At 72.3% G+C, this 21,771-nt stretch carries 25 protein-coding genes; 12 read left to right on the forward strand and 13 right to left on the reverse strand.

Features of this window, described 5'->3' with window-relative positions; genetic code table 11:
* The first annotated feature begins 398 nt into the window (after window positions 1–398).
* Window positions 399–953, forward strand: coding sequence for a copper resistance CopC family protein (locus AMY39116_RS0321180; protein ID WP_020419637.1), 555 nt, complete (start codon window positions 399–401; stop codon window positions 951–953).
* On the opposite strand, the gene AMY39116_RS0321185 is transcribed toward AMY39116_RS0321180, so the two are convergent.
* Both AMY39116_RS0321185 and AMY39116_RS0321190 read right to left on the reverse strand, forming a co-directional pair.
* A complete protein-coding gene (locus AMY39116_RS0321185; protein ID WP_020419638.1) occupies window positions 922–1,824 on the reverse strand; it encodes a DUF2268 domain-containing protein in 903 nt (300 codons plus the stop codon). The genes AMY39116_RS0321180 and AMY39116_RS0321185 overlap by 32 nt on opposite strands.
* Before the next feature lie 43 nt (window positions 1,825–1,867).
* Window positions 1,868–2,452 carry a DUF5134 domain-containing protein gene (locus tag AMY39116_RS0321190; protein ID WP_020419639.1) on the reverse strand — a complete coding sequence of 195 codons (585 nt, stop codon included), beginning with the start codon at window positions 2,450–2,452 and terminating at the stop codon, window positions 1,868–1,870.
* Window positions 2,453–2,622: 170 nt separating this feature from the next.
* Here AMY39116_RS0321190 and AMY39116_RS0321195 point away from each other — a divergent pair, with 170 nt between their 5' ends.
* Together AMY39116_RS0321195 and AMY39116_RS0321200 are read left to right on the forward strand one after the other, a co-directional pair.
* Window positions 2,623–3,123, forward strand: a complete 501-nt coding sequence (locus tag AMY39116_RS0321195; protein ID WP_020419640.1) for a YbaK/EbsC family protein — start codon at window positions 2,623–2,625, stop codon at window positions 3,121–3,123.
* Window positions 3,120–3,689, forward strand: coding sequence for a GNAT family N-acetyltransferase (locus AMY39116_RS0321200; protein WP_020419641.1), 570 nt, complete (start codon window positions 3,120–3,122; stop codon window positions 3,687–3,689). Before AMY39116_RS0321195 ends, AMY39116_RS0321200 begins: the two co-directional genes overlap by 4 nt.
* On the opposite strand, the gene AMY39116_RS0321205 is transcribed toward AMY39116_RS0321200, so the two are convergent.
* The 4 genes from AMY39116_RS0321205 to AMY39116_RS0321220 all read right to left on the reverse strand — a co-directional run bounded on the left by AMY39116_RS0321205 (window position 3,674) and on the right by AMY39116_RS0321220 (window position 8,632).
* Window positions 3,674–4,567, reverse strand: coding sequence for a DMT family transporter (locus AMY39116_RS0321205; protein ID WP_020419642.1), 894 nt, complete (start codon window positions 4,565–4,567; stop codon window positions 3,674–3,676). The two genes, AMY39116_RS0321200 and AMY39116_RS0321205, sit on opposite strands and share 16 nt — an antisense overlap.
* A gap of 420 nt (window positions 4,568–4,987) precedes the next feature.
* Window positions 4,988–6,649: a DUF885 domain-containing protein gene (locus AMY39116_RS0321210; RefSeq protein WP_020419643.1), complete on the reverse strand. Its 1,662-nt coding sequence runs from the start codon at window positions 6,647–6,649 to the stop codon at window positions 4,988–4,990.
* Window positions 6,650–6,680: 31 nt separating this feature from the next.
* Complete coding sequence (locus tag AMY39116_RS0321215; RefSeq protein ID WP_020419644.1) at window positions 6,681–7,565, reverse strand: methylenetetrahydrofolate reductase; 885 nt, start codon at window positions 7,563–7,565, stop codon at window positions 6,681–6,683.
* Window positions 7,566–7,624: 59 nt separating this feature from the next.
* Window positions 7,625–8,632: a bile acid:sodium symporter family protein gene (locus tag AMY39116_RS0321220; protein ID WP_020419645.1), complete on the reverse strand. Its 1,008-nt coding sequence runs from the start codon at window positions 8,630–8,632 to the stop codon at window positions 7,625–7,627.
* A gap of 84 nt (window positions 8,633–8,716) precedes the next feature.
* On the opposite strand from AMY39116_RS0321220, the gene AMY39116_RS0321225 reads away from it, so the two are divergent.
* Window positions 8,717–9,571, forward strand: coding sequence for a LysR family transcriptional regulator (locus tag AMY39116_RS0321225; RefSeq protein WP_027936110.1), 855 nt, complete (start codon window positions 8,717–8,719; stop codon window positions 9,569–9,571).
* Window positions 9,572–9,583: 12 nt separating this feature from the next.
* On the opposite strand, the gene AMY39116_RS0321230 is transcribed toward AMY39116_RS0321225, so the two are convergent.
* Complete coding sequence (locus AMY39116_RS0321230) at window positions 9,584–9,931, reverse strand: helix-turn-helix domain-containing protein (protein WP_020419647.1); 348 nt, start codon at window positions 9,929–9,931, stop codon at window positions 9,584–9,586.
* Window positions 9,932–9,984: 53 nt separating this feature from the next.
* On the opposite strand from AMY39116_RS0321230, the gene AMY39116_RS0321235 reads away from it, so the two are divergent.
* Window positions 9,985–10,737: a group II truncated hemoglobin gene (locus AMY39116_RS0321235; RefSeq protein ID WP_020419648.1), complete on the forward strand. Its 753-nt coding sequence runs from the start codon at window positions 9,985–9,987 to the stop codon at window positions 10,735–10,737.
* Here AMY39116_RS0321235 and AMY39116_RS0321240 read toward each other — a convergent pair.
* Both AMY39116_RS0321240 and AMY39116_RS0321245 read right to left on the reverse strand, forming a co-directional pair.
* Window positions 10,734–11,045, reverse strand: a complete 312-nt coding sequence (locus tag AMY39116_RS0321240) for an AzlD domain-containing protein (RefSeq protein WP_020419649.1) — start codon at window positions 11,043–11,045, stop codon at window positions 10,734–10,736. The two genes, AMY39116_RS0321235 and AMY39116_RS0321240, sit on opposite strands and share 4 nt — an antisense overlap.
* Window positions 11,042–11,704 (reverse strand): AzlC family ABC transporter permease, encoded by a 663-nt coding sequence (locus AMY39116_RS0321245; RefSeq protein WP_027936111.1) that lies wholly within the window; start codon window positions 11,702–11,704, stop codon window positions 11,042–11,044. Before AMY39116_RS0321245 ends, AMY39116_RS0321240 begins: the two co-directional genes overlap by 4 nt.
* A gap of 69 nt (window positions 11,705–11,773) precedes the next feature.
* Here AMY39116_RS0321245 and AMY39116_RS0321250 point away from each other — a divergent pair, with 69 nt between their 5' ends.
* From AMY39116_RS0321250 to AMY39116_RS0321260, 3 genes are all read left to right on the forward strand, one after another.
* Complete coding sequence (locus tag AMY39116_RS0321250; protein ID WP_020419651.1) at window positions 11,774–12,331, forward strand: helix-turn-helix domain-containing protein; 558 nt, start codon at window positions 11,774–11,776, stop codon at window positions 12,329–12,331.
* Window positions 12,332–13,137: 806 nt separating this feature from the next.
* On the forward strand, window positions 13,138–13,656 hold the full coding sequence (locus tag AMY39116_RS0321255) for a PadR family transcriptional regulator (RefSeq protein ID WP_020419652.1): 519 nt from the start codon (window positions 13,138–13,140) through the stop codon (window positions 13,654–13,656).
* Complete coding sequence (locus tag AMY39116_RS0321260) at window positions 13,653–14,429, forward strand: alpha/beta fold hydrolase (protein WP_020419653.1); 777 nt, start codon at window positions 13,653–13,655, stop codon at window positions 14,427–14,429. The genes AMY39116_RS0321255 and AMY39116_RS0321260 overlap by 4 nt, the downstream gene beginning before the upstream one ends.
* On the opposite strand, the gene AMY39116_RS0321265 is transcribed toward AMY39116_RS0321260, so the two are convergent.
* A complete protein-coding gene (locus AMY39116_RS0321265; RefSeq protein ID WP_020419654.1) occupies window positions 14,426–15,178 on the reverse strand; it encodes a helix-turn-helix domain-containing protein in 753 nt (250 codons plus the stop codon). The genes AMY39116_RS0321260 and AMY39116_RS0321265 overlap by 4 nt on opposite strands.
* A 9-nt stretch (window positions 15,179–15,187) precedes the next feature.
* Here AMY39116_RS0321265 and AMY39116_RS0321270 point away from each other — a divergent pair, with 9 nt between their 5' ends.
* Window positions 15,188–15,625 (forward strand): VOC family protein, encoded by a 438-nt coding sequence (locus AMY39116_RS0321270; RefSeq protein ID WP_020419655.1) that lies wholly within the window; start codon window positions 15,188–15,190, stop codon window positions 15,623–15,625.
* Between the two features lie 20 nt (window positions 15,626–15,645).
* On the opposite strand, the gene AMY39116_RS47595 is transcribed toward AMY39116_RS0321270, so the two are convergent.
* Window positions 15,646–15,960, reverse strand: coding sequence for a transposase (locus AMY39116_RS47595; RefSeq protein WP_020419656.1), 315 nt, complete (start codon window positions 15,958–15,960; stop codon window positions 15,646–15,648).
* 396 nt (window positions 15,961–16,356) lie between these two features.
* Entirely contained in the window at window positions 16,357–17,151 is a 795-nt protein-coding gene (locus tag AMY39116_RS0321280) for a PIG-L family deacetylase (RefSeq protein ID WP_020419657.1), read from the reverse strand.
* Between the two features lie 78 nt (window positions 17,152–17,229).
* On the opposite strand from AMY39116_RS0321280, the gene AMY39116_RS0321285 reads away from it, so the two are divergent.
* Together AMY39116_RS0321285 and AMY39116_RS0321290 are read left to right on the forward strand one after the other, a co-directional pair.
* Window positions 17,230–18,300: a polyprenyl synthetase family protein gene (locus AMY39116_RS0321285; RefSeq protein ID WP_020419658.1), complete on the forward strand. Its 1,071-nt coding sequence runs from the start codon at window positions 17,230–17,232 to the stop codon at window positions 18,298–18,300.
* Window positions 18,301–18,409: 109 nt separating this feature from the next.
* Complete coding sequence (locus AMY39116_RS0321290; protein WP_017983984.1) at window positions 18,410–19,195, forward strand: LLM class F420-dependent oxidoreductase; 786 nt, start codon at window positions 18,410–18,412, stop codon at window positions 19,193–19,195.
* A 45-nt stretch (window positions 19,196–19,240) separates the two neighbouring features.
* Here the strand turns inward: AMY39116_RS0321290 and AMY39116_RS0321295 are convergent, their stop codons facing one another.
* On the reverse strand, window positions 19,241–19,609 hold the full coding sequence (locus AMY39116_RS0321295) for an Rv2175c family DNA-binding protein (protein WP_017983985.1): 369 nt from the start codon (window positions 19,607–19,609) through the stop codon (window positions 19,241–19,243).
* 125 nt (window positions 19,610–19,734) lie between these two features.
* Here AMY39116_RS0321295 and pknB point away from each other — a divergent pair, with 125 nt between their 5' ends.
* Window positions 19,735–21,720 (forward strand): Stk1 family PASTA domain-containing Ser/Thr kinase, encoded by a 1,986-nt coding sequence (pknB, locus tag AMY39116_RS0321300; RefSeq protein WP_020419659.1) that lies wholly within the window; start codon window positions 19,735–19,737, stop codon window positions 21,718–21,720.
* Window positions 21,721–21,771: the final 51 nt, after the last annotated feature.

Here is a 21,771-nt window from a genome sequence, read left to right on the forward strand (position 1 = left end):
GGTGGCGGCCCCCGGTGCCGAAACGCTTCCCCCGTTCCGGCACCGGGTGGCCTGACCGGCGAGCGCTCACCGGATGTCGAACTCTTGTTCGAGCGAGTTCCAGCGTAGCTTCGAACACCTGTTCGTTCAAGTCCTCGAATGACGTGGTGTGCCGCACTCCAGCGCGTTCGATCACACGATCGGGTCAGAACGGAAATTCCGCGGAACTCGCCCCGGGGACCCGGCGACCTGCACGACGTCACGCCGGGCCGGTCCGCCGCCCAGCCCACCTGCCCGGTGTCACACACCCCCCGCACAACGCGCGGGAAAGTGGTTCAATGCCGCGGGAACTTTCCCGCGTTCGCGGACGACGTGGATCACGGGCCTCCCACACCCGACTCCCCCAGGAAGGTGCGCCCATGCTCGTCCGGCGTCTGTCCGTCGCGCTCGCACTGGCCGGCACGGCGCTGCTGGCCGCCGCGCCCGCCGCATCGGCCCACACCACGCTGCAGAGCAGCGACCCGGCCGAAGGCGCGGCGCTGTCCACCGCGCCGCGGCAGGTGAGCCTCAAGTTCGGCGGCGCGTTCACGCTCCCGGCCGACCCGATCCGGATCACCGGCCCGGACGGCGCGCAGTGGCAGGTCGGCCCGGCGACGGTGACCGAGCGGACCCTCACCGCGCCGGTCCAGCCGTCCGGTCCCGCCGGGGCCTACGTGCTCACCTGGTCGATCGTCGCGGCCGACGGCGACCCGATCAGCGGCCGGATCAACTTCTCGCTCACGGCGCCCGCCTCCACGCCATCGCCGACTGCGGTCACGCACTCGTTCACCGCCACGGAGAGCCCGGCCACCCCGCAGGCGGCCGAGCCATCGGACGACGGCGGCTTCCCGGCCTGGGCGTGGATCGTCCTCGCCGTGGTCGTGGTCGCCGCCGTCGCCGCGGTCATCGTCCGGGGGCGGCGTTCATCGAGCTGAGGGCGGTGTCGATGACCTCCCGGCTGTCCACCAGCAGCGCCTGCGCCGCGGTGCGCCCCGTCGCGGCCAGGTACGCGTCGACCAGCCGGTTGCCCACGGCGTAACCGGCGCCGGTGAGCAGTCCGACCGGCGTGGCGCCGTACCGGATCGCGTGCGCGTCGCCGTGCACCCACGCGGTGAAGTTCTGCATGCCGGTCACCTCCAAGCCGGAGACGACCTTGGCGAACACCGCGTCGTCGTGCAGGTGCGGCACGCCGACGCGGGCGTAGCCGAGCTCGTCGCCGTACAACTGGCGGGCGAACGCGTCCGCCAGGCCCTCGGACACCACCTGCTCCCCCACCGTGACCGTCGCCGGGTCCCAGACCACGCCGCCGCTGGAGTAGCGGAGGTTGTGGTTCAGCTCGTGGACCGCGGTCGCCTCCAGCCGCGCCAGGTTCTCCGGGAACGGCCAGAAGTTGAGGAACAGGTAGCCGGACACGCTGCCGTTGGCCGTCATGCCCAGGCTCGTGCCCATGAAGTGCTCGTCACCGGGGTCGCCGAGGACGATCAGGACGGTGATGTCGGGCACCGCGAGCTCCGGGGTGGCCTCCAGCTGCACGGCGACGGCTTCGCGCAGCGCGCGCTCGATCCGGCCCCACGCATCCGCGTCGTGCAGCGCCTCCAGCGCCTCCAGGCACTTGTCCTCGTCGCGGTCGAGCGGGAAACCCGAGCCCATGCGGTGCATCGCGACGAGGTCCACCTCGCCGGGGAAGTAGCGGTACATGCCGGCGGCGGGCCGCAGCATCGCTTCGAGCAGCGCGGCCCGCTCCTCCCGCGGGGCGCGCAGGATCCGCCGCATGGCGGGGTAGGTGTCCAGAACCGTGATCGTCATGGGCGCGACGCTAAAGCCTCCAGCTAGGGGAGACTCAACCCGTTCAGAGCATCGGCACGAGCATCGCGGCCATGCCGGCGCCCATCACGGCCCGCGCGGCGCCCGTGCCACGACCGCCGGGCCCGCCCCGCACCGCGCGCCAGCCGGACAAGGCGGTGTCGGCAGCGAAGTACACGACCAGACCGGCCATCACGGCGGGCAGCAGGAACCCGGCGGACGCGCTGGAGTGGCCGCCGTGGTCACCGCTCGCGGCAGGCGCGCCGCCCATGGCGCTGACCATCGCGAGCATCGCCACCGCGCCCAGCAAGTGGTGCGTCGCCGCGGAGCGCCACCGCGGCAGGCCGGGCGCGGCGCGGAACAGCGTGGCCGCGAACCAGGCGGCCATCGCCACGAACACGACGTTCCAGGCGATTGCCGGGACGGAGTTGCCCCACGGCACGAACATCAGCGCCATCGCCACGGCCATCACCGAGTGCGCGAGCGCGGACTCGCGGTCGCCGGTCACCCCGTCGCAGCACGCCGCCCACGACCGGGCCGCCGGGGCGAGGACCTGGATCAGGGAGAAGACCGCGAGCACCGTGAACAGGCCGGCCAGCGACCAGCCGAGCCATGCCGGGGAGGAGAACATGCGGGGCCACCTTTCGCACGGATCGGCTCACGATATCGTTGGCGGACAAGGAAAAACACGCTCGACGGGCGGGCGTGAAAAGTCCCACGGCCGGGAACTCCCGGGCCGCTCCGGACGACTGGGCGGGGATACGCGTCGCCACCGGCCGCGGCCCGTGATCTCATATCGGTATGAGCAGCCTGGACCATCCGGCGGTGGCCAAGGTCGCTGCCGCGCTCGCCGAGGCGGGCAAGCACGACGCCGCTGCCGGCATCCGCATCCTGCCGGCCGAGGTGCGCACGGCCGCGCAGGCCGCCGAGGCCCTCGGCGTCGAGACCGGCGCGATCGCCAACAGCCTCGTCTTCCGCGCGGTGTTCGCCGACCGCACCGTCCCGCTGCTGTCGCTGACCTCGGGCGCCCACCGGGCCAACACGGACACCCTCGCCGCGCTGGTCGGCGCCGAGTCGGTGGAGAAGGCCGACCCGGCGTTCGTGCGCGAGCACACCGGGCAGGCCATCGGCGGCGTCGCCCCGGTCGGGCACCCGGCCCCGGTGCTCACCCTCGTCGACACCGCGCTGCAGGCCTACGACACGGTGTGGGCGGCGGCCGGGCACGCCAAGTCGGTCTTCCCGACCACCTTCGCCGACCTCGTCGCCGTCACCGGCGGACAGCCCGCGGACGTCGCGTCATGACCACGTCCCTGCACTACACCCAGCTGTCCGCCGACGACTTCCGCACCCGGCTGCGGGAAGCGCTCGCCATCTACGTCGAGGCGATGCGCTACCCGCCGGGCACGGCCGAGCAGCGCGCCCCGATGTGGCTCACGCACGCCCTGCGCGAGGGCTGGCGCTGCATCGCCGCGTTCGACGCCGAGGGCACGATGCTCGGCATCGCCTACGGCTACCGGGGCGCGCCCGGCCAGTGGTGGCACGAGCAGGTGCGGCGCGGGCTGACCTCCGCGGGCGGCGAGCAGCTCGCCCAGCAGTGGCTGGCCGACTACTTCGAGCTGACCGAGATCCACGTCCGCCCGGCGAGCCAGGCCCGCGGGATCGGCGAGGACCTGATGCGCCGCCTGCTCGACGGCGTGCCCAACCGGCACGTCCTGCTGTCCACGCCGGAGGGGCCGAGCCGGGCGTGGAAGCTGTACCGGCGCCTGGGTTTCGTCGACGCGCTGCGCGACTACCACTTCGCCGGTGATCCACGCCCGTTCGCCATCCTCGGCCGCACCCTGCCGCTGGAGCCTCAGGACCGCAGGTAGCCCACCAGCAGTCCGGCGCCGAGCAGTGCGGCGCCGCACCAGCCCTGGACGCCGAGGTCCTCGTGCAGGACGACGGCGGACAGGATCGCCGCGGTGAGGGGTTCCAGCAGGGTCGCGAGCGCCGCCACGACGGGCCGCGCGGCGCCGAGGACGCGGAAGTACAGCACGTACCCCAGGCCGGTCGGCACGACGCCGAAGTACAGCGCGACCGCGAGGACGTCCAGCCGCAGCGGCAGCGCCATGCCGAGGACCAGCCCGGCTGGCAGCAGCAGGAGCCCGCCGGTGAGCAGCCCGAACGCGGTGGTGCGCTGGTAGTCCAGGCCTTCGACGGGACGGCGCAGCGCCAGCGTCAGCACGCTGAAGCCGGCGCCGGCGGCCAGTGCGAACGCCACGCCGCCGAGCAGCCGCCAGCCGCCCTGGCCGGGGGTGGCGGACAGCAGCGCGAGCCCGGCCAGCCCGAGCGCGACCGAGAGCAGGGTCAGCGGGCCGGGCAGGCGGCGGGCGCGGACGGCCGTGGCGGCGGTGACGAAGACCGGCACGCTGCCGATGGTGACCATCGTCGCGGTGCCGACCGAGGTCAGCGTGACCGCCGCGAAGTACGCCGCCTGGAACGAGCCGAGGAGGCCGCCGGCCAGGGCGATCCGGCGAACCACCGGCTTGGTCCAGACCATCCCGCGGAGGCCGCGGGAGAGCCACAGGAAGACCACGAGCGCGGCGCCGCCGAGCAGCAACCGGTATGTGGCAACGGAAATCGCGGAGAGACCACCGCGGGTGGCGAGCAGCGACCCGGACAGCCCACCGGTGCCCCACAGCACCCCGGCGACGAGCAGGGTCAACGACGATCGGGCGCGCGCGGGCGCCTCGACGGAAACGGACATGGGAAATTCGCTCCTGCGTCTGATGTGGACAATGCCGTGGACGCGGGGCGATGCGGCATCACGAAACCCGTGATGCCTTGTGGCGCCGCAGAAGTGCGGCGAGAAGCGACCGCCCCGCTAGGCCGGGGGCGGCGGGGTGACGAGGAAGACCCGGTGCATCACGATGTCCTTCAGTCGTTGTTCCTAAGCGGCGGAGCCGCTTGCGGTGGGGCCGTCAGCCGGCACCGCCGCGGGTTCTGAGGTGGTTCCTGGCGAGGACAGCGCCGACGTGGTGAATCGGCATTCATGAGGAGGCGATCCCACAGCCAGGGGCCGCCTGGAATCGAGCCAGTCGCGCGGAGCGCGCCCGTTGAGGGTGGTGGTGGGCTGGCGGGAGGGGCCGCTACCCGCACCGCCACGCAAGCCATGGTTGAAACTCCCCTAGTCGAGTTCGGCGAGCTGTTCGCGGAGGGTGTCGAGGCCCATGCCGCCCAGGCGGAGGGCCTTCGTGTGGAAGTCCTTGAGGTCGAACGCGTCGCCCTGGCGCTTGCGCGCGTCCTCACGCGCCTCGATCCACAGGCGCTCCCCCAGCTTGTACGCCGGGGCCTGGCCGGGCCAGCCGAGGTAGCGGTTGATCTCGTCGCGCACCAGCGGCTCGTCGGTGATCGTGCGGGTCAGCATGAACTCCAGGCCGAGGTCGGGCGTCCACCGCTCGCCCTCGTGGAAGCCGGTGCCGGACGGGATCTCCAGCTCCAGGTGCATGCCGAAGTCGACGATCACCCGCGCGGCGCGGAACAGCTGCTCGGACAGCATGCCGAGCAGGTCGCCGTCGTCGGCGAGGTAGCCGAGGTCCTGCATCAGCCGCTCGGCGTAGAGCGCCCAGCCCTCGCCGTGCCCGGACGTGAACGCCAGCAGCCGCTGGAACCGGTTGAGCGACTGCTCGTGCACGGCGGTGGCGATCTGCAGGTGGTGACCCGGCACGCCCTCGTGGTAGACGGTGCTGACCTCGCGCCAGGTGGTGAACTCGTCGCGGCCCGGCGGCAGCGACCACCACATGGTGCCGGGACGGGTGAAGTCCTCGTTCGGGCCCGTGTAGTACGCGCCGGCGCCGCCGCCGGGCGGGGCGATGCGGCAGTCCAGGGCCATCAGCGGGTCCGGGATGTCGAAGTGCTTGCCGCGCAGGTCGGCCAGCGCGGTGTCGGACAGTTCCTGCATCCACCGCTGGAACGCGTCCCGGCCCCGCACCTGGTAGCGCGGGTTCGCGTCCAGCGCCGCGGCGGCGTCGGCGAGCGTGCCGCCCGGCGCGATGCGCTCGGCGACGGCCTTCATCTCGGCTTCCAGCCGCAGGAACTCGGCCCAGCCCCACTCGTAGGACTCGCGCGGGTCGAGCTTCGCGCCGATGAAGTACCGCGACCAGAGCCGGTAGGCGTCCTCGCCGACGGCGTCCTTCGCGCGGGCCTTCGGCGCCAGTTCGGCCCGCAGGAACCCGGCGAGCTCGGCGTAGGCCTCCTGGGCGGCGCGGGCACCGCGGTCGAGGTCCGCGCGCGGCGCACCGTCGGGCGCGCCGGCGATCATGTTCTGGAAGAAGCCGGTCTCCCCGGACAGCCCGGCCCACGTCTCGGCCTGCTCGGCGACCTTGGTGACCTGGCGCAGCGCGGGCGCGTTGCCGGCTTCGACGGCGGCGAGCAGGGAGGCGCGGATGCCGTCGACCGCGTCCGGGACCTTCGCCAGGCGCTTGGCGATGGTCGCCCACTGCTCGGGCGTGTCGGTGGGCATGAGGTCGAACACCATGCGCAGGTCCTGCACCGGGCTCGCGATGACGTTCAGCGACGCGACGTCCAGGCCGGCGTCGTGGATCTCCAGGTCCAGCCCGATCCGCTCGGTGAACACGGCCTTGGCCGCGCGCTCCCCGGCGTCGGCGGGCTCGGCGGCGGTGACGGCCTCCAGCGCCCGCCGCGCCAGCGCGGCGCGGGCGGCGTAGCCCTCCGGCGAGTAGTCGGTGAGCTGGTCGTCGTAGCCCGGGATGCCCATCTCGGTCGCCGCGACGGGGTGCGCGGCGGCGAAGTCCTCGACGAACTGGTCACAGATCTGGTGCACGCCCATGGATGCAACCTACCTGGCGCGGCAACCGGGTTTACGCGCGAGCGGGCACCAGGCCGAGCCGGTGGACCACCTCGCGGGTCGCCTTGGACCGGTTGAAGGTGTAGAAGTGCAGGTCCGGCACGCCTTCGGCGATGAGCCGCTCGCACAGCTCGGTGACCACGTCCAGGCCCTCGGCGCGGAACGCCTTCGGGTCGCCGGCCAGCGGTTCGAGGCGGTCCAGCAGCCGCTGCGGCGCGGGCGCGCCGGACAGCCGGATCGTGGTGTGCAGGGTGCGCGGCGTGGTCAGCGGCATCACGCCGGGGATGACCAGCGCGTCGCAACCCGCGGCGGCGACCCGGTCGCGCAGCCGCAGGAAGTCCTCGGCCTCGAAGAACAGCTGGGCGATGCCGAAGTCGGCGCCCGCGCGGAACTTGCGCACCAGGTACTTCGTGTCGGTGTCCAGGTCGAGCGAGCGCGGGTGGCCGTAGGGGAACGCGGAGACGCCGACGCAGAAGTCGCCCAGCGAGCGGACGAGCGCGACCAGCTCCTCGGCGTAGCTCAGGCCCTGCGGGTGTGGCACCCACTCGCCGTACGGGTCGCCCGGCGGGTCGCCGCGCAGCGCGAGGATGTTGCGCACGCCGACGGCGGCGTACCAGCCGATGACGTTGCGCAGCTCCGCGACGGAGTGGTCCACCGCGGTCAGGTGCGCCATCGGCACCAGCGTGGTCTCGGTCGCCACCCGCGCGATGCTGCGGATGGTGCCGTCCCGGCTCGACCCGCCCGCGCCGTAGGTGATCGACATGTAGGCGGGGTCCAGCGGTTCCAGCTCGCGGATCGACCGCCACAGCACGGCTTCGTCGGCCGCGTCGCGCGGCGGGAAGAACTCAATGGAGAACGCCGGGGACTCCCCTCGCAGGCGCTCGATCACCGACGTCATGCGGGCAATGGTAACCGGTGTCCGAAAGGTGGGAAATGAGGTCCGCCACCTGGGAAGGGCTAACGCACCGCGGCCGCAGCGGGTTGGTCCGCGCCCGCCTTGGCGCCCCACCGCCTGGCGAGCACCGCGCAGATCATGAGCTGGGCCTGGTGGAACAGCATCAGCGGCAGCACGATCAGGCCGACCGTCTGCGCCGGGAACAGGACCGCGGCCATCGGCAGTCCGCTGGCGAGGCTCTTCTTCGACCCGGCGAAGATGATCGCCACGCGGTCCGCACGGCCGAAGCCCAGCTTCGGCGTGACCACCTTGAGGGTCCAGAACACGATGTAGAACAACGCGAGGTTGACGACCACCAGCCCGCCGAGCGCGAGCGGCGTCAGCTGGTGCCAGATCCCGGCCACGACGCCCTCGCTGAACGCCGCGTAGACGACCATCAGGATGACGGTGCGGTCGGCGCGGCCGAGAACCTTCTTGTGGCGCGTGATGAACCCGCCGATCCAGCGCCGCGCGATCTGCCCGGCGACGAACGGCACGAGCAGCTGCAGCACGATCGAGGTGACCGCGTCGAGCGAGAAGCCGTTGCCGGTGCTGTGCAGCAGCAGGCCGACCAGCAGCGGGGTGATGACGATGCCCAGCAGGCTGGAGAACGACGCGGCGCAGATGGCGGCGGCCACGTTGCCCTTGGCGATCGAGGTGAACGCGATCGAGGAGTTGACCGTCGAGGGCAGCGTGCACAGGAAGATCACGCCGGCGGCCAGCGCGGGGGTCAGCACGGACGGCACGAGCAGCTTGGTGGTCAGGCCGAGCAACGGGAACAGCACGAACGTCGTGGCCAGGATCACCAGGTGCAGCCGCCAGTGCTTGAAGCCGGCCACGGCCTCGGCGGTGGACAGGCGCGCGCCGTAGAGGAAGAACAGCGCGCCGACGCCGATCGAGGTGACCCAGGAGGCGATCTCCGCGCCCTGGCCGCGCGCCGGCACCAGGCAGGCGACTCCGACCGCGGCGAGGATGCCGATGATGAACGGGTCGATGCGGAGCTTGGCGAGGAGCGCGGCGGGGCTTTTCACGCTCTCGATGGTCCGCCGGACCGGGCCGATTGTGAAGTATGATGAAGGGCATAACTGCTATCGCGATTCGCGATGGAGGCCGGTGTGCTCGATCCCGTGTGGCTGCGGACGTTCCTGACGGTGGCCGAGACGCACAGCTTCACGCGCGCCGGGCAGCGGCTCGGGCTGCGGCAGTCGACGGTGAGCCAGCACGTGCGCAAGCTCGAAGAGGCGACCTCACAGCAACTCCTGCTGCGCGACACCCATTCGGTGTCGCTGACGCCGGACGGTGAGGCGATGATCGGGTTCGCCGGGACGATCCTGGAGGACATCGAGCGGGCGCTGGCCTACTTCGCCGGGCCGGAGTTGCGCGGGCGGGTGCGGTTCGGCGCCTCGGAGGACTTCGTGGTCGGGCCGCTGCCGGAGATCCTGCGCGAATTCCGGCGGCTGCACCCGCTGGTCGACCTCGAACTGACGGTGGATCTGTCCGGTGTGCTCTACGAAAAGCTGCGCGCGGGCGAGCTGGACCTGGTGCTGGGCAAGCGCCGCGCGGGCGACGAGGCCGGAAGTCCGTTGTGGACGGACCCGCTGGTGTGGGTGGGGCGCGAGGGGTTCGAGCTGGAGCCCGGCGCGCCGGTGCCGCTGATCGCGTACCCGCCGCCGAGCATCACCCGCGCCAGAGCGCTGGAGTCGTTGCAGGACAACGGAAAGCCGTGGCGCATCGTCTGCACGAGCGGCAGCCTGAACGGCCTCCGCGCCGCGGCGCTCGCCGGTCTCGGTGTCGTGGTGTTCGCGCGGAGCCTGATCCCGGCCGGGCTGGTGGAGCTGCCGGCCGGCCACGGACTGCCCGACCCGGGCGAGGTGCAGTTCCTGCTGACCACCCGCTCGACCACACCACGCGGCCCCACGGCGGCGCTGTCGGAAGCGATCCGCGCGGAGGCCAACCGGCTGCACGGTTGACCGGAACCGCCGCTACCCGGCCGGTTCGATGCGCACCCCCTCCCGTTCGGCCCGGCGCTGTCCCCAGTCGTGCAGGATCTGCAGCGCCGGAGCCAGCTCGGCGCCCTCCGCGGAGAGCCGGTAGGTGACCGAACGGACCCCGCCGTCGTGCACGAACCTCTCCACCAGCCCGGCCGCCTCCAGTTCCCGCAACCGCGTCGTCAGCACCTTCTCGCTGATCCCCGGCATCCGCCTGCGCAGCTCGCCGTATCGGTGGTCGCGCTCCTTCAGGTACGCCAGCACCACCACGGCCCACTTGCCGCCGATGACGTCGACGGCGAGTTCGACCGGGCAGTGGTAGCGCGTGCGAGTCGTGTCCACGCACCACAAAGTACGTACTTGCCGGGCCACCGCACAGGTGCTCGACTTGACCGATGCTCACCGAATACATCCGGTACCGGATTCCCGCCGGGCAGGGCGCGGAATTCGAGGACGCCTACCGGCGCGCGTCCGCGCACCTGGCCGCCGCTCCCGAGTGCCACGACTTCGAGATGACCCGCTGCGTGGACGAACCGCAGTGCTACGTCGTCCGGCTGACCTGGACCTCCGCCGACGCGCACCTGACCGGCTTCCGGAAGGGCCCGCACTTCCCGCCCTTCTTCGCCGAGGTCCGCGGTTTCGTCGACGCCATCGAGGAAATGCGCCACTACGAACCCGTCGACATCGGCAGTCCGCTGCCGAGCCTGTACGAGTGGGCGGGCGGCGCCGAGGCGTTCGAGAAGCTGTTCACCGCCTTCTACCGGAAAGTGCCTGCGGAAGACCTGCTCGCGCCGCTGTTCGCCGGCATGGACGCCGAGCACGCGCAGCACGTCGCGCAGTGGGTCGGCGAGGTGTTCGGCGGTCCGAAGGACTACAGCACGCGCCGCGGCGGTCACCGCCACATGGTGTCGAAGCACCTCGGCAAGGCGATCACCGAAGAGCAGCGCCGCCGCTGGGTCGACCTGCTGCTGGAGACCGCGGACGAGGTGGGCCTGCCGTCGGACCCGGAGTTCCGCTCGGCGTTCGTCGCCTACCTGGAGTGGGGCACCCGGCTGGCGGTGTTCTTCTCGCGTCCCGGCGCGCGCCCCGCCGTCGACGAGCCGATGCCGGTGTGGGGCTGGGGTTCCGTGCGTCCCTGGCAGGGCTAGGGCACGCCGGCCAGCCGCAGCAGCGCGGTGACCGCCGCGGCGACGACGACCACCACCAGGAACGGCGCCTTCCGCCAGGCGAGCACGCCGCCGACGGCAACCCCGATCGGGCGGGCGAACCCGGCGAAACCGTGGCCCTCCGCGAGTGCGCTCGTCGCCACCACGGCGACCAGCAGGACCGTCGCCGAGACCGCCATCAGGTTCTGCACCCTGGGCGAGAGCTGGATCCTCGACTGCAGCAACGGCCCGGCGAACCGGAACGCGAAAGTGCCGGCGGCGAGCACCGCGATCGCGATCAGCAGGGTCATCGCCGCACCACCAGGACCAGCACCCCGGCCAGCGCGAGCAGCACCGGCAGGCCCGCGGGCAGGAACGGGGTGGCCGCGAGCGCGACCACCGCGCCGGCCAGCGCCGCGTGCCGGGTGCCGCGGTCCTTCAGCGACGGCAGCACCAGCGCGAGCAGCACGGCCGGGAAAGCGGCGTCCAGCCCGAACGCGTCGGTGTCGCCGATGACCGTGCCCGCGAAGGCGCCCGCGACCACGCCAAGGTTCCAGGCCACGAAGATGGCGATCCCGCAGGCCCAGTAGGCGGTGCGACGACGCGCGGCGTCCTCCTGTGCCAGCGCGAACGCCACGTTCTCGTCCGTCATCAGGTGGCTGCCCAGGATGCGCCCGCGGCGGCCGAGCACCTCGCTGACCGCCATGCCGAACGGCAGGTGCCTGCTGTTGACCAGCAGCCCGGCGACCGCGGCCGCGAACGGGCTGCCGCCCGCGGCCACCAGCCCGACGAACAGGAACTGGGCCGCGCCGGCGAACACCAGCAACGACATCACCACCGGCAGCCAGGCGCCGAAGCCGGACCCGGTGCTGATGGCGCCGTAGGAGACGCCGACGACCCCGTCGGCCAGCGCCACCAGGGCGACGTCACGCAGCAGGCGACGGTCGAGTGTTCGGTATATCGTACGCATCACCTTCCATGCTGAACACCGACAAAGCGTTCGTCAAGGCGAACAACCGGACTTCTGGAGCGAACACGCATGGCTGAGCGCGGCGCACCACTGGACGTCATCGCGGCTTCCCTGCGACGGGAACGCGCCCGCACCGGGCTGTCCCTCAGCGAGGTCGCCAAGCGGGCGGGTATCGCCAAGTCGACGTTGTCCCAGCTGGAATCCGGTAGCGGCAACCCGAGCGTGGAAACGTTGTGGGCGCTCAGCGTGGTGCTCGACGTGCCGTTCGCGCGACTGGTCGAACCGGTGCGGCCGCAGGTGCAGGTCATCCGCGCCGACGAGGGGCCGACGTTCTACTCGGAGCGCTCGGACTACGTGGCAACGCTCGTGGCATCCTGTCCACCGAACGCGCGCCGCGACATCTTCCGCATCGCCGCCGAGCCGGGCCCGCCGCGCCGCTCGGACCCGCACATGCCCGGCGTGGTCGAGCATGTAGTGCTCAGCGCGGGCCGCGCCCTGGTGGGCCTGACCGACGAGCCGGTGGAACTCGCCCCCGGCGACTACATCGCCTACCCGGGCGACGTGGAGCACATCTTCCAGGCCCTGGAGCCGGGCACCCGCGCGGTGCTGATCTCCGAGCACACCTAGGCGGCGCGGTAGCGGGTGGCGAGTTCGTCGAAGCGTTCGATGACGTTGCGGCCGCGGTAGTCGTGGGCGCTGAAGGTGGGTGGGCGTCAGCCGCGAGAACCGCGGCGTTTGCGGCGCCCGATCTGGTCGGCGGGTTCGGGGATGATCGCGCGAATTCCGCGGCGGCGCAGGTGTTGGCGAATGGCGCGGGAGGAGTAGGCCTTGTCGCCGCGCACGAGATCGGGTCTGGTGCGGGGGTCGGCCGCCGCCCAGCCGGGGGACCTGCAGGTGGGCCATGAGCGGTTCGAACATCGGCGAGTCCCCGGCCGACCGGGCGGTGAGCAGGGTGACCAAGGCGCGGCCGTGGCCGTCGGCCAGCCGGTGGATCTTGGTGGTCGGGCGGCTCGATCCCGGGTTTCGTGTAGTTCGATCCAGCCCCCTGCGTGGCGGGTGATGGTGGTGGCGCGCTGGTGGGCGCGGGCGATCGTGGAATCCACCGAGATCGCCCAGTCGATCTTGCCCGGCCGCGTCCGCGGGTGGCCAGCGGCCGGGCCAGCACCGCATCCCAGACGCCCTGGGCGGCCAGGCGGCGGTGCCAGGTCCAGGTTGTTTGCCAGGCGCCCGAACACCGCAGGCACATTCCGCCACGCGATCCCGCACCGGTAGCGGTAAATGATTCCCTCCGCCATCGCCGGGCGTCGGAGAACGGCCGCCCCGGTTTACCGGTCCGCACCGGCAGCAAGTCCACCATTCCAGCAACCAGCCAGCACCTTTGCCAGACACGCCCTAGTTTGACAAGTCGAATAGGTGAGTTGTCTGCTAGGTGCGTGGTTCTCTCCCGCATCATCCTGGGCCTGCTCGCCATCGCGCCCATGACCGGTTACGACCTCAAACGCCACTTCGACTCGACCGTCGGGCACTTCTGGTCGGCCGACCGGGCGCAGATCTACCGGACGCTGGCCCGGCTCGTCGCCGACGGCCACGCCGAGGTCGAGAAGGTGCCCGGGGAACGGGCGCCGGACCGGCAGGAGCACCGCATCACCGCGGCGGGCCGGGCGGCTCTCGCCGAATGGCTCGCCGGCGAGCCGGAGCGCCACGTCGAGCGGGATCCGTTCCTGGCGCGCGTGTTCTTCGGCGACGGCCTCGACGACGACGGCCTCCGGTCGCTGCTCGCCCGGCGCCGGGACGAGGTGCAGGCGCGGCTGGAGCGGTTCGAGGGCATGCGGTCCGAGGCCGCCGCGCCCGACCGCGCCGCCCGGCTCCGCCTGGCCACGCTGGACAACGGCCTCGCGCACCTGCGCGCCGAACTCGCCTGGCTGGATGAGGTCGAGGAGGAGTTCGCGTGACCGGCTTCCCCGAAGTGCACCACGCGCGGACGGCCGCGGCGCACCCGCCGCTGGTGATGCTGCACGGCGGCAACGCGGCGAACTGGATGTGGGAGCCGCAGGTGCCCGCCCTGACCGACCGGACCGTGCTCACGCCGGACCTGCCCGGTTTCGGCGAGCGGGTCCACGAGGACTGGCCGGGGCTGGACGCGGTGGCCGACGACGTGGTGGACCGGGTGCGCGCGTGTGGCGTGGACGGCCCCTTCGACCTGGTCGGGCTCTCGCTGGGCGCGGTGACGGCGGTGCGGGTGCTGGCCCGGCATCCCGGCCGCGTCCGCTCGGCGTTCCTGACCGGGGCGCCGCTCGCGCGGCCCGGCGCCGCGGTGCGCCTGATCGCCCGGCTGCAACTGGTGTTCTGGCGGGCGCCGTGGTTCTGGCGGGCGCTGGCCACGAGCTTCGGGCTGCCTGCCGACGCCCGGGAACGCTATGTGGCGCACGGGTTGTCGGTGCGCCGCGAGACCGCGTCCGCGATGTTCGCCGACGTGTACGCGGGCGGCGTGCCGGTGGAACTCGGCCGCTACACGGGACCGCTGCTGGCCGTCGCGGGCGAGAAGGAAGACCCGGTGGTGCGGCGCTCCTTGGCGACGCTGGCGCGGATCGCGCCACAGGCCCAGGTCCGGCTCGCGCCCGGCATGCACCACGTCTGGAACGTCGAGGACCCCGTCCTGTTCAACGACGTCCTGCGGGCCTGGCTGGACGGCGCCACCGACCCGCGGCTCCTCCCGGCGCGTTAGAAGACGGCCACCGCGCCCGCGGCGTCCGGCGCGGCCAGGCCGTGTCGTTCCCGGACCAGCACCGCGGGCGTGACCCCGGCCAGGTCACGCGTCTCGCGCGTCAGGTGGGCCTGGTCGGCGTACCCGGCGGCCGCCGCGGAGTCGGCCAGCGACGACGGGCGCACGGCGTCCGCGCTGCGCAGGAAACGCTGGAACCGCACGATCCGCTGCAGCGCCTTGGGCCCGAGGCCGACCTGCTCGGTGAACAGCCGACGCAACTGGCGGCCCGTCAGCGAAACCTCGTCCGCCACCGCGTCCAGCGGCGCGCCCCGCCAGATCCGGCTCACCGCGTGCCGCACCCGCGGATCACCCGGCCGAGGCCGCAGCTCCGACGGGAAAACACCGCGCCACACCGATTCCGCGACCGTGCGGGCGGCCGCGTCCGGCAGCACCGCGCTCAACGGCACCACCGCGTCCCGCACCTCGTCGCCCGGCAGGCCCAGCACCGCCGCGGTCGCCTCGGTGCGCAGCCGCAGCCCGCGCAGCTCCGCGCCGGGCGGCAGCAGGTGCAGCGCGGGCGCCAGCGTGGGCCCCACCAGGTAGGCCGCGCCGGTCGACGCGACGATCACGTCCGCCGCCGCGTCCGGCACCACCCGCTGCACGAACTCGCCCGGCACCCGCTGCGCCCACCAGCAGCGCACGACACCGGAACCCACCCGTTCGCGGTAGGTGTCCGTTTCGTTCAAGCCCTCCCCGGGCTCGGCTGCCATGCTCCGAGTATGGAACAAAGCCTGCAGATCATCACGGTGTCCACCCGGGACCTCGACGCCGCGAGGGCGTTCTACGTGGACGGGCTCGGCTGGAAGCCCCTGCTGGACGTGCCCGGCGAGATCCTGTTCTTCCAGGTCGCCCACGGGGTCGCGCTCGGCCTGTTCGACGCAGTGAAGTTCGCCGAGGACCTCAACACCACCGACGTCACCGGCCCGGCCGGGCTGACGCTGTCCCACAACCTGCCCGGCCCGGACGCGGTGGACCGCTGCCTGGAGGCCGCGGAGCGGGCCGGTGCGGAGATCCTGAAACCCGGCCAGCGGGCCGCGTTCGGCGGCTACCACGGCCACTTCCGCGACCCGATCGGCCTCATCTGGGAGATCGCGCACAACTCGGGCTGGGCCGTGGACCCCGACGGCACGGTGCGGATCGGTCTCATCGACGCCTAGACGAGCGATGCGTAACTCGGTCAGTGGTCGTAGGCGGTCAGGGAGCGGGTGGTGGGTTGGCCGGTGGCGCGGTGGTGCCAGATGGCGGCGGTGAGGGCCAGGAGGCGTTGGGCGATGCGGATGCCGACGCCTTCGATGGTGCGTCCGCCGTGCTGTTCCAGGTTCAGTTGGCCTTTGAGGGTGTCGTTGACCGATTCGATGAGCTGGCGGATCAGCCGGACGCCGCGCTCGGTGAGGTAGTGGTCGAGTTCGCGGGAGACGTAGCCCTTGCCGGCGATGATCAGCAGTCCGGGGCCCTCGGCGAGCAGGTGGGGTTCGTGGTCGCAGATCGCCATGAGTACCTGGGCAGGGAGCGGCCACACTCCACCGGGGTCGAGTCGACGATCCAAGTGGTGTCGGTCCACAGGTCGGTGTCCGCCGCCAACCAGCGCATCACCTGTTTGACCAGTGGCGACGCGGCACGCAGGCGACGGTTGTAGCCGGACTGGCCGGGCAAGTACCGGAACGCCGGGCATCCGGGCGGGCAGGAACCGCGACCACCGGGCCTCGGAGGTGAACCCCAGCAACGCCTGAGCCACGGACAGGGTGACCAACTCGGCGTCGGTCAGCTTCGGTGGCCGGCCAGCCGACGCCGGCCAGCCAAGCGGTCGTGTTCAGGTCTGTCGTCACAAACGGATCTTGAACACCCTTCGTCCGTCTCCAGACACCACCCAGACTTCCGCATTACTCGTCTAGAGCCCCGCCATCAGGTCGGTCTCGGTGATGCCCGGCCCCTGGCCCGCGCGGATGAACCACTCGGTGCCGAAGGCGTGGGTGAACGCGTCGTCGGGCATCGCCAGGAACAGGGACTGCTCGCTGATCTGGCTGGCGTGCGCGCGCATCGCCGCGCGCTTGGTCTCCAGCCACGGCCGCACGTCGACCGCGGCGGTGATCTCCGCGGCCGGCTTGCCCAGCTCGGCGAGGCCGTCGACACCGGGGATCGTGATGCCGGACTCGGCGGCCCGTGCGGCGTACTCCGCCAGCCCGGCCCGCATGTGGTCGGTGTTGACCGTGCTCTGGTACACCCGCGGCGTGCCGGCCAGCTCGGCCGCGCGCATCCCGACGCGGTGCACCTGGATGTGGTCCGGGTGGCCGTAGGTGCCGTGGTCGTCGTAGACGGTCAGCACGTCCGCCTGCTCCTCGCGCAGGATCGCCGCGAGCTTCGCCGCCGCCTCCTCCACCGGCGCCCGCCAGAACGAGCCGGGCAGGTCGTTCTCCGGCGTGCCCATCATCCCGGAGTCGGTGTAGCCGAGGAACTCCAGCCGTTTCGCGCCGAGGATCTCGGCCGCCGCCCTGGTCTCCTCGACCCGGCGCCGCCACAGCGGCTCGTCGTCGGCGAGGAAGCCGGGCGGCACCTCGCCGTGCTCGCCGCGGGTCGCGACCACGAGCACCACCCGGTGCCCCTCCTCGAAGGCCTTGCGCATGATCCCGCCGCAGGCGATGCACTCGTCGTCGGGATGGGCGTGAAACGTCACCAAGGTCGCCACGAGCCGAGCCTACGGGCGCCGATCACATCGCGGCCACCCCGCCAAGCGCGCCCGGCGCATGTCGTCGACGATAGGCGCATGGACTTCGACGCCCACCTGCCCCAGCACCTGGAACGCCACCTGGCCGCGTTCCTCACCGAGGCGGGCGCGACCGTCCGGGCCGCCCAGCCCGTGTTCGGCTCCGGCGTCGACACGCTCACCGGCTTCGTGCTCGGCGGCGGCAAGCGGCTGCGGCCGACGTTCGCGTGGTGGGCCTGGCGCGGCGCGGGCGGCGACCCGGACGGCCCCGACGCCGAGGGCGTGCTGCAGGCCGTCGCCAGCCTCGAACTGGTGCAGGCGTGCGCGTTGATCCACGACGACCTCATCGACTCCTCCGACTCGCGCCGCGGCCGCCCCACCGTGCACGTCTCCTATGCCCGCGAGCACCGGGCGAACGGCTGGCTCGGCGCCCCCGAGACGTTCGGCCTGGCCGCGTCCGTGCTGATCGGCGACCTGGCGCTGGCCTGGGCGGACGACATGTTCAACAGCGCCCCGCTGCCCGCCGCGACACTCGACGCCGCGCGCCCGGCGTGGCGCGCGATGCGCACCGAGGTGCTCGCCGGCCAGTACCTGGACGTGCGCACGCAGGCCACCGGCGACACCTCGCCGGAGGCCGCGCTGCGGGTGTCGCGCCTCAAGACCGCCGCCTACACCGTGCAGCGCCCGCTGCACCTGGGCGCCGCGCTGGCCGGCGCGGACGAGCAGCGCATCGCGACGCTGCGCGAGTTCGGCGACGACCTCGGCGTGGCGTTCCAGCTGCGGGACGACCTGCTCGGCGTGTTCGGCGACCCGTCGGTCACCGGCAAGCCGGCGGGCGACGACCTGCGCGAGGGCAAGCGCACGCTGCTGGTCGCGCTGGGCCTGCAGCTGGCCGAGGACCCGGAGCAGCACAAGCTCATCGCCGACGCGATCGGCGCCGACCTCGCCGACGACGAGGTGGACACGGTGCGCCGGACGCTGACCGAGGTCGGCGCCGTGGACGCGGTCGAGCAGCGCATCACCGCGCTCACCGGCACCGCGCTGGCCGCGCTGGAGCGCGCCCGCCTGGCCGAACCCGCGGCGACCCGGCTCGCCGAGCTGGCCGAGCTCGCCACCCAGCGCACCTTCTGAGTCGTACACAGTGGACTTCCACCTGGAGTGCGATCCAGGTGGAAGTCCATGCGGGGCAAGCACTTCCGCCGCCCTGCGCGAGGGTCCTGAGTGTGGCTAGGCTGGCGGTATGACCGACACCACCAGGCCGATCCGGATCGGGCTGCAGCTCCAGCCGCAGCACGCCGACTACCGGACCATCCGCGAAACCGCCTCCGCCGCCGAAGACCTCGGCGTCGACATCATCTTCAACTGGGACCACTTCTACCCGCTCTACGGCGACCCCGACGGCAAGCACTTCGAGTGCTGGACCATGCTCGGCGCCTGGGCGGAGTCGACGTCGCGGGTCGAGATCGGCGCGCTGGTCACCTGCAACAGCTACCGCAACCCCGAACTGCTCGCCGACATGGCGCGCACGGTCGACCACATCAGCGACGGCCGCCTGATCCTCGGCATCGGCTCCGGCTGGTTCGAGAAGGACTACGACGAGTACGGCTACGAGTTCGGCACCGCGGGCGGCCGCCTGGACGACCTGGCCGAGGCGCTGCCGCGCATCGAGTCGCGGCTGGGCAAGCTCAACCCGGCGCCCACCCGCAAGATCCCGGTGCTGATCGGCGGCGGCGGCGAGAAGAAGACGCTGAAGCTGGTCGCTAAGCACGCCGACATCTGGCACGGCTTCGGCGACCCGGAGACCGTCGAGCGCAAGGTCGGGATCCTGAAGCAGCATTGCGCGGACGTCGGCCGCGACGCAGGCGAGATCGAGATCTCCACCGGCGTGCAGGGCGAGCCGGATGAGCTGGGCCCGAAGCTGCGGGGGCTGGGCGTGAGCCTGTTCACCGTCGGCGTCGGCGGCCCCGACTACGACCTGGGCCTGCTGAAGAAGTGGATCTCCTGGCGCGACGCGCAGAACGGCTGACACCTGCCGGGCGGAGGCGGGTGCGACTCCGCACCCGCCTCTTCGCTAGAACGCCATGGCCTGGGCGCGGCGCTTCACCTCCGTGCCGTGGTTGGTGCGCAGGGCGTTGATCGGGGTGCTGCCGGGCAGCGTCTCGTCCGCCTCGTAGAGCCAGCGCAGCATCTCCGTGCGGCTGAACCCGGCGTCGGCGAGCACCGTCAGCAGTCCGGTCAGCCCCTTCACCGGCTGACCGCCGACGAAGAAGTCCGCCGGGACCATCAGGTCGCCGTCGCGCCGCACGGCGAGCAGCTGACCGTCCCGCAGCAGCTGCCGGACCTTGTTCACCGAAAGGCCGATCTGCTCCGCCACTTGCGCCAGCGACAGCACGGCCACGTCGGCGTCGAGGATGTCATCAGCGACTGGGATCGCACTCACGCAAGACAGGGTGCCACATCAGGCCTGGTTGTCCGCAATGTCGCGCGAACGGCGTAACGAAAGCTCCACCACGGCAGTCCCGGGGCGGCTCCACGGACTCCGGCAAAGTCCGTACGATCGGGCGCGTGACGAGCACGGAAACCAGCCTGGCCGGGACGCTACTGGAGCGGCGTTACCGGGTCGACGGCCTCCTGGCGCGGGGCGGCATGTCGGCCGTCTACCGGGGGTCGGACACGAGGCTGGACCGTCCGGTCGCCATCAAGGTCATGGACCCGCGCTTCGCCGACGACCGGTCGTTCGTCGAGCGCTTCGAGCGCGAGGCGCGGCTGGCCGCGAAGCTGCACCACCCGAACGTGGTCACGGTGCACGACCAGGGCGTCGACGTGGCAGGCGACCGCTCGCACGTGTTCCTCGTGATGGAGCTGGTCGACGGCGGCACGCTGCGCGACCTGCTGGAGCAGCGGGGCAAGCTCGACGTGCCGCTGGCGCTGAGCGTGGCCGAGCAGATGCTCGCCGCGTTGTCGGCCGCGCACCAGGCCGGCCTGGTGCACCGCGACGTGAAGCCGGAGAACGTGCTGATCGGCGCCACCGGCCACCCGCCGACCGGGGTGGTGAAAGTCGCCGACTTCGGCCTCGTGCGTGCCGTCGCGAGCGCGGGCACGACCAGTTCGAGCATCATCCTGGGCACCGTCTCCTACCTGGCGCCCGAGCAGGTCACCACCGGCATGGCGGGCGAGCGCGGCGACGTCTACTCGGCCGGCATCGTGCTCTACGAGATGCTCACCGGCCAGGTGCCCTACACCGGCGACACCGCCATCTCGGTCGCCTACCGGCACGTGAACGACGACGTCCCGGCGCCCAGCACGGTCGAGCCCGGCCTGCCCGCGGTGCTGGACGACCTGGTGCTGCGCGCCACACGGCGCGACCCGGAAGCGCGGCCCGCGGATGCCGCCGCGTTCCTGCAGGAGCTGCGCCGCGTGCGGGCGGCGCTGGGCATCGCGCCCGCGCCGATCCCGGTGCTGCCGCCGAAGGAGGTGCCCGCCGCGCCCGCGCCGCCCGTGGACCCGGAGAAGACCGTGCCCGCGTTCGCGCCGGTCGCGACCACGGACCCGATCGCGGGCCCGCGCGGCACCCGCGCGATGGTCCGCCCGCAGGCCGCGCCCGTACCGCCGCCCCCGCCCGCGCCGCCGCGGGAGGACCTGAAGACGTTCGTGCAGCGCCGCCCGGTGGTGCTGTGGGCCGTCATCGCCACGCTCGTGGTGGCCCTGGTCGGCACCGGCGTGTGGTGGTTCAGCGTCGGCGAGGACGCCGCGGACTCGATCTCGATCCCGCCGGTGGCCGGCCTGGACCAGGCCACGGCGGAGAAGACGCTGCACGACGCCGGCCTGTCGGTGACCGTGACCCGCCAGTTCAGCGACACCGTCGCGGCCGGCAAGGCGATCGGCAGCGATCCGCAAGCCGGGACGTCGGTGCAGAAGAGCAGCTCGGTCACCCTGGTGCTGTCCTCGGGCCGCCCGACGGTGCCCGACATCAGCCCGGGCACCGAGCTGGCGCAGGCGGAGGCGGCCGTCAAGGCGGCCGGGCTCACGCCGCGGCGGGACGAGAGCATCGACACCTACAGCAGCACGGTGCCTGCCGGGAAGGTGCTCGTGGTCGACCCGAAGCCCGGCACGCAGCTCACCATCGGCTCGCCGGTGCGGATCGGCCTGTCGCAGGGCCCGCCGCCGTCGCCGGTGCCCAGCGTCGTCGGGTTGAGCCGGAATGAGGCCTTCCAGCGGTTGAGGGAGGCCGGATTCGAGCCCTACGATGCCGGCACCGAGTTCTCCGAGAACGTGCCGAGCGGCAGCGTCACCCGCACCACGCCGGCAGCAGGGACCACCATCGACGGCCATGGCGACAAGCGGGTCGGCGTGTTCACCTCCACCGCGGTCCAGGTCCCGTCCGTGCTCGGACGGCCGGTGCAGGACGCGATCCAGCTGCTCACCGACGCCGGGCTGCAGGCCGACGTGCAGGGCCGCACGCGGAACTTCTCCATCGTCGTCGGGCAGGATCCCGAGCCCGGCGAGCAGGTCGAACGCGGCAAGAAGGTGAAATTGCAAGTATTTCCTTGATCGACAAGGAGATCCGCGCGATTTTCACGTCCACAAAGGACCGATACCCCA

It is taken from the genome of Amycolatopsis sp. ATCC 39116 (assembly GCF_000231075.2).
Classification (GTDB): domain Bacteria; phylum Actinomycetota; class Actinomycetes; order Mycobacteriales; family Pseudonocardiaceae; genus Amycolatopsis_E; species Amycolatopsis_E tucumanensis.